The sequence below is a fragment of the Azonexus sp. genome, from assembly GCF_036170495.1.
In the GTDB taxonomy this organism is placed as follows: Bacteria; Pseudomonadota; Gammaproteobacteria; order Burkholderiales; family Rhodocyclaceae; genus Azonexus.
Map to the genome: position 1 here is coordinate 1 of NZ_JAVHPH010000177.1, position 5671 is coordinate 5671.

6 protein-coding genes are annotated in these 5671 nt (G+C 56.8%); 5 read left to right on the forward strand and 1 reads right to left on the reverse strand.

All coding sequences use genetic code 11. The features are described 5' to 3' along the window. The first annotated feature begins 15 nt into the window (after positions 1–15). The 3 genes from carB to ADADOO_RS05860 all read left to right on the forward strand — a co-directional run bounded on the left by carB (position 16) and on the right by ADADOO_RS05860 (position 4230). Positions 16–3222 carry a carbamoyl-phosphate synthase large subunit gene (gene carB / locus ADADOO_RS05850; RefSeq protein ID WP_511275819.1) on the forward strand — a complete coding sequence of 1069 codons (3207 nt, stop codon included), beginning with the start codon at positions 16–18 and terminating at the stop codon, positions 3220–3222. Positions 3223–3286: 64 nt separating this feature from the next. Beyond that, entirely contained in the window at positions 3287–3763 is a 477-nt protein-coding gene (gene greA / locus ADADOO_RS05855; RefSeq protein ID WP_511275820.1) for a transcription elongation factor GreA, read from the forward strand. Between the two features lie 5 nt (positions 3764–3768). Continuing rightward, positions 3769–4230: a DUF4149 domain-containing protein gene (locus ADADOO_RS05860; RefSeq protein WP_511275822.1), complete on the forward strand. Its 462-nt coding sequence runs from the start codon at positions 3769–3771 to the stop codon at positions 4228–4230. On the opposite strand, the gene yhbY is transcribed toward ADADOO_RS05860, so the two are convergent. After that, positions 4231–4596 (reverse strand): ribosome assembly RNA-binding protein YhbY, encoded by a 366-nt coding sequence (yhbY, locus tag ADADOO_RS05865; protein ID WP_511275823.1) that lies wholly within the window; start codon positions 4594–4596, stop codon positions 4231–4233. A 31-nt stretch (positions 4597–4627) separates the two neighbouring features. On the opposite strand from yhbY, the gene rlmE reads away from it, so the two are divergent. Both rlmE and ADADOO_RS05875 read left to right on the forward strand, forming a co-directional pair. After that, entirely contained in the window at positions 4628–5245 is a 618-nt protein-coding gene (gene rlmE, locus ADADOO_RS05870; RefSeq protein WP_511275825.1) for a 23S rRNA (uridine(2552)-2'-O)-methyltransferase RlmE, read from the forward strand. Positions 5246–5300: 55 nt separating this feature from the next. Beyond that, positions 5301–5671: ATP-dependent metallopeptidase FtsH/Yme1/Tma family protein (locus ADADOO_RS05875; protein WP_511275827.1), on the forward strand; the 371-nt coding region annotated here is incomplete at its 3' end.

Sequence of the window (5671 nt, forward strand, 5' to 3'; positions counted from 1 at the left end):
TAAGCGAGAAACAATATGCCGAAACGTACAGACATAAAAAGTGTTTTGATTATTGGCGCCGGCCCGATCATCATCGGTCAGGCCTGCGAATTCGACTACTCTGGTGCGCAAGCCTGCAAGGCGCTGCGCGAAGAGGGTTACAAGGTCATCCTGGTCAACTCCAATCCGGCGACCATCATGACCGATCCGGAAATGGCCGATGTCACCTATATCGAGCCGATTACCTGGCAGGTGGTCGCCAAGATCATCGAAAAGGAACGTCCGGATGCCCTGCTGCCGACCATGGGCGGTCAAACTGCGTTGAATTGTGCGCTTGATCTCGATCATGAGGGGATTCTGGAAAAATTCGGCGTCGAACTGATTGGTGCTTCGAAAGACGCTATCGATAAGGCCGAGGATCGCCAGAAGTTCAAGGATGCGATGACCAAGATCGGTCTCGGTTCTGCCAAGTCGGCCACGGCGCATAGCATGGAAGAGGCCTACCAGGTTCAGGCCGCGATCGGCTTCCCAACCATCATCCGTCCGTCTTTTACGCTGGGCGGTACGGGCGGCGGTATCGCCTACAACATGGAAGAGTTCGAGACGATCTGCAAGCGTGGTCTCGAAGCCTCGCCGACCAACGAGTTGCTGATCGAAGAATCGCTGCTCGGTTGGAAGGAATACGAGATGGAAGTGGTGCGCGACAAGGCGGACAACTGCATCATCATCTGTTCCATCGAAAACCTCGATCCGATGGGCGTGCACACCGGCGACTCGATCACCGTTGCCCCGGCCCAGACGCTGACCGACAAGGAATACCAGATCCTGCGTAACGCCTCGATCGCCGTGTTGCGCGAAATCGGCGTCGATACCGGCGGTTCCAATGTGCAGTTTTCGATCAATCCGAAGGACGGTCGGATGATCGTCATCGAGATGAATCCGCGCGTCTCGCGGTCGTCGGCGCTGGCCTCCAAGGCGACCGGCTTCCCGATCGCCAAGATCGCCGCCAAGCTGGCTATCGGCTACACGCTCGACGAACTGGCCAACGACATCACCGGCGGCAAGACGCCGGCCTCGTTCGAGCCGTCGATTGATTACGTTGTCACCAAGGTGCCGCGCTTTGCCTTCGAGAAATTCCCGCAGGCGGATGACACGCTGACCACGCAGATGAAGTCGGTTGGCGAAGTCATGGCTATTGGCCGGACCTTCCAGGAGTCGCTGCAGAAAGCCTTGCGCGGGCTGGAGGTCGGCGTTGATGGCTTCAACCTGAAAAGCGTCGACCCGGCGACGATTGACGAGCAGTTAGCCCGTCCGACGCCGGACCGCCTGTGGTATGTCGCCGATGCGTTTGGTATCGGGATGTCGGTCGAGCGCGTTTTTGAGCTGACCAAGATCGATCCGTGGTTCCTCGTCCAGATCAAGGAAATCGTCGATCTCGAACTGGCTGTCGAAAAACGCGAATTTTTGACGTTGACCGTGGAAGAAGTCCGCCACTTGAAGCGCAAGGGCTTCGCGGATCGTCGTCTGGCTTATCTGCTGAAAACGACTGAAACCGAATTCCGCAACCGCCGTCATGCACTGGGCGTCCGCCCGGTTTACAAGCGTGTCGACACTTGTGCCGCCGAGTTTTCGACCGATACCGCCTACATGTACTCGACCTACGAGGACGAGTGCGAGGCCAAGCCGACTGACAAGAAGAAGATCATGGTGCTCGGCGGCGGTCCAAACCGCATCGGCCAGGGCATCGAGTTCGATTACTGCTGCGTGCATGCCGCGATGGCGATGCGCGAAGACGGTTATGAAACGATCATGGTCAACTGCAATCCGGAAACCGTGTCCACCGATTACGACACCTCTGACCGCCTGTATTTCGAGCCGCTGACGCTCGAGGATGTGCTGGAGATCGTCGCTATCGAGAAGCCGGTCGGCGTTATTGTCCAGTACGGCGGCCAGACCCCGCTTAAACTTGCGCTGGCGCTTGAAGCGAACGGTGTGCCGATCATCGGCACCAGCCCGGAATCCATCGACGTGGCAGAAGACCGCGAGCGCTTCCAGAAACTGTTGCAGGATCTTGGACTCAAGCAGCCGCCTAACCGTACCGCCCGCACCGAAGAAGATGCGCTGCGTCTGGCGCAGGAAATCGGCTATCCGCTGGTGGTTCGTCCGTCCTACGTGCTTGGCGGACGCGCCATGGAAATCGTCCATGAGCAAAAGGACCTCGAGCGCTATATGCGCGAAGCGGTCAAGGTTTCGCACGATTCGCCGGTGCTCCTTGATCGCTTCCTGAATGATGCGGTCGAGTGTGATGTCGATGCCCTGTCCGATGGCGAAGAGGTCATCATCGGCGGCGTCATGGAGCACATCGAACAGGCTGGTGTGCACTCCGGCGACTCGGCTTGCTCGCTGCCGCCGTACTCCTTAGGCAAGGCCGTACAGGACGAGCTGCGTCGCCAGACCAAGCTGATGGCCAAAGCGCTTAACGTCTGCGGCCTGATGAACGTGCAGTTCGCCATCAAGGACAACGAGGTCTACGTGCTGGAAGTCAATCCGCGCGCCTCGCGCACCGTGCCCTTCGTTTCCAAGGCAACCGGCCTGCCCCTGGCCAAAATTGCGGCGCGCTGCATGGCTGGACGTAGCCTCAAGGAACAGGGCGTCACGAAGGAAGTCATCCCGCCCTATTTTTCGGTCAAGGAAGCGGTCTTCCCCTTCGTCAAGTTCCCGGGGGTCGATACCATTTTGGGGCCGGAAATGAAGTCGACCGGCGAGGTCATGGGTGTCGGCGTCACCTTTGCCGAGGCCTTCGTCAAGTCGCAACTGGCCGCTAGTGTCAAACTGCCGACGGCCGGCAAGGTTTTTATGTCGGTCAAGGATAGTGACAAGACCAAAGCGATCGAAATCGCCCGCCATTTGCTTGAGGCCGGCTTCCATCTCGTGGCGACACGCGGCACCGCGCATGCCATCGAAGCCGCCGGCTTGTCGGTGCAGACGGTCAACAAATTCACCGAAGGTCGGCCGCACATTGTCGACATGATCAAAAACAACGAAATTTCCCTGATCATCAACACGGTTGAGGAAAAACGCCAGGCGATTAACGACTCGCGCAACATCCGTACTTCCGGCCTGCAGGCTCGTGTCACAATGTACACGACAATCTGGGGGGCCGAGGCCGCTGCCGAAGGTATTCGCAATCTGGGTGAGCTGGTGGTTTATTCGATTCAGACATTACACACGCAGCTACACTGAGATAAACCTGAAACCGCCGGGTGGCCTTGGGGCGCCGGCGGTTTTGTTTTTGCTGGAAGACAATATGAGCAAAGTTCCGTTGACCGTAAAAGGCGCAGAAAAGCTGCGCGAAGAACTGCATCGCTTGAAGACGGTTGATCGTCCGTGGGTGATTGGCGCTATCGCGGAAGCGCGAGCCCATGGCGATCTTTCCGAAAATGCCGAGTACGATGCCGCCAAGGAGCGCCAGGGCTTCATCGAAGGGCGTATCCAGGAGGTTGAGGGCAAGCTGTCGCATGCCCAGATCATCGATCCGAAGCTGCTGGATGCCGATGGTCGCTGCGTATTTGGCGCCACACTGGATCTCGAGGATCAGGATACGGGCGATGCCGTCACCTACCAGATTGTTGGCGAGGACGAAGCAGACATCAAGGGTGGCAAGATTTCGGTTAACTCGCCAATAGCCCGGGCCCTGATCGGCAGGTATGCCGGCGATATTGCCCAGGTTCAGGCGCCGGGCGGCATTCGGGAATACGAAGTCATCGACGTCCGCTACGAATAATTGACGTGCGCCGGTTGTCCGAAGCCCTCTATCTGTTCGCCATTACCTTGTGGGCGGGCGGCCTGTGGGCGATTGGCTACATGGCGGCGCCTGTGCTCTTTGCGAGTCTGAACGATCGGCAACTGGCTGGCATGGTAGCTGGCAGGCTGTTTACGTTGATCGGCTGGGCCGGGTTGGGCTGCGCCGCCTGGTTGTTGGTTTTTCTAATTTTCCGTTGCGGCGCGCAGGTATTCAAGCGTGGCGTATTCTGGCTGATTGTTCTGATGGCCCTGCTGACGATTGCTAGCCAGTTCGGCATCCAGCCCTTGATGGCTCAGCTAAAACTGGATGCCATGCCGCGCGAAGTGATGGAAAGCGTCCTGCGTGATCGTTTTGCTGCGTGGCATGGTATTTCCAGCATCCTCTACTTGGTGCAGAGTTTGCTGGGATTGTGGCTGGTGATCTGGAGTGGTCGCGGATTGAAGTGATCAGCCCTGGAAGGAGCGCTTGCTTTTGCGCGGGGCGGTAGGGATGGGGCGTCTCGTTTTTGGAGCTTTTTTCGCGTTGACCGCAGCAATCTCGGCGGGAATGGGGCGAAAAATGATTAGCAGCTTGCCGATGTGCTGAACAGCCGCGGCACCTAGTTGGGCGCAGATTTGCTCGTAATAGGCCAGGCGATTTTCGCGGCTGTCACCATAAACGCGAATTTTGATCAGTTCGTGGGCGTTCAGGTTCGTTTCGATTTCCTTTAGAACGCTCTCGGTGAGGCCGTTTTCGGCAATCGAGACAACCGGATTCAGGTCGTGAGCCTTGGCGCGCAGTTCGCGTCGCTGGGCAGATGATATTTGCAGCATAGTAAACCTTTCAAAAACGGCATTTTACCGAATGAAAAGAACCAGAACCAGCAAAGCTTGGATGCGCGAGCATGTCAATGATACCTACGTTCAACTCGCGAAGAAGGAAGGGTGGCGTTCGCGCGCCGCTTTCAAGCTGCTCGAGATTGATGACAAGGATAAGCTGCTCAAGCGCGGCGAGGTGGTTGTTGACCTGGGCGCCACCCCGGGAGGGTGGTCCCAGGTTGCCAGCAAGCGGGTTGGCGATAGCGGAATGGTCATTGCTCTCGATCTTCTCGAAATGGAACCTATTCATAACGTCCATTTCATTCAAGGCGATTTTCGTGAAGACGCTGTTTTGGAGCAACTCGAAAAACAACTGGGTGATCGCCGTGTAGGGCTTGTTATGTCGGACATGGCCCCCAATATGTCAGGAGTGCCTCTGGTTGATCAGGCGCGCATCATGCACTTGGCTGAGCTGGGTCTGGAGTTTTCGAGGGTGCGCCTGAAACTGGATGGCGCTTTTTTGGTCAAAGTATTCCAAGGTACCGATTACGAGACTTTTCTTCGTCAGATGCGTGAGGCGTTCAAGACGGTCGTGGTGCGCAAACCGGATGCTTCCCGTGATCGCAGTGCAGAGCTTTATTTGCTTGGACGTACATTGCGTTGAGAGTTTTGTTTAGAATGGCATTTTTATCGCTCGTCGCTGTAAAAGGAGTGCAAGCTTGAACAACATGTTCAAAAACCTGGCAGTCTGGCTGGTCATCGGCCTGGTACTGATGACGGTGTTTAATCAGTTCAACGGCCGTCAGGTTGCAACCGGATCCGTCGAATACTCCCAGTTTATTGAGGAGGTAAAGTCCGGCCGCATTTCCAAGGTGGTCATGGAAGGCCGTACGTTGAAGGCGACGACGAGCGAAGGCAAGCGCATCACGTCCTACGCGCCGCCCGATCTCTGGCTGGTTTCCGACCTGTTGAAAAACGGCGTCAAGATCGAAGCCAAACCGGAGGAAGAACCGTCCTTCCTAATGAACCTCTTCGTTAGCTGGTTCCCGATGCTTCTGCTGATCGGCGTTTGGGTCTTCTTCATGCGCCA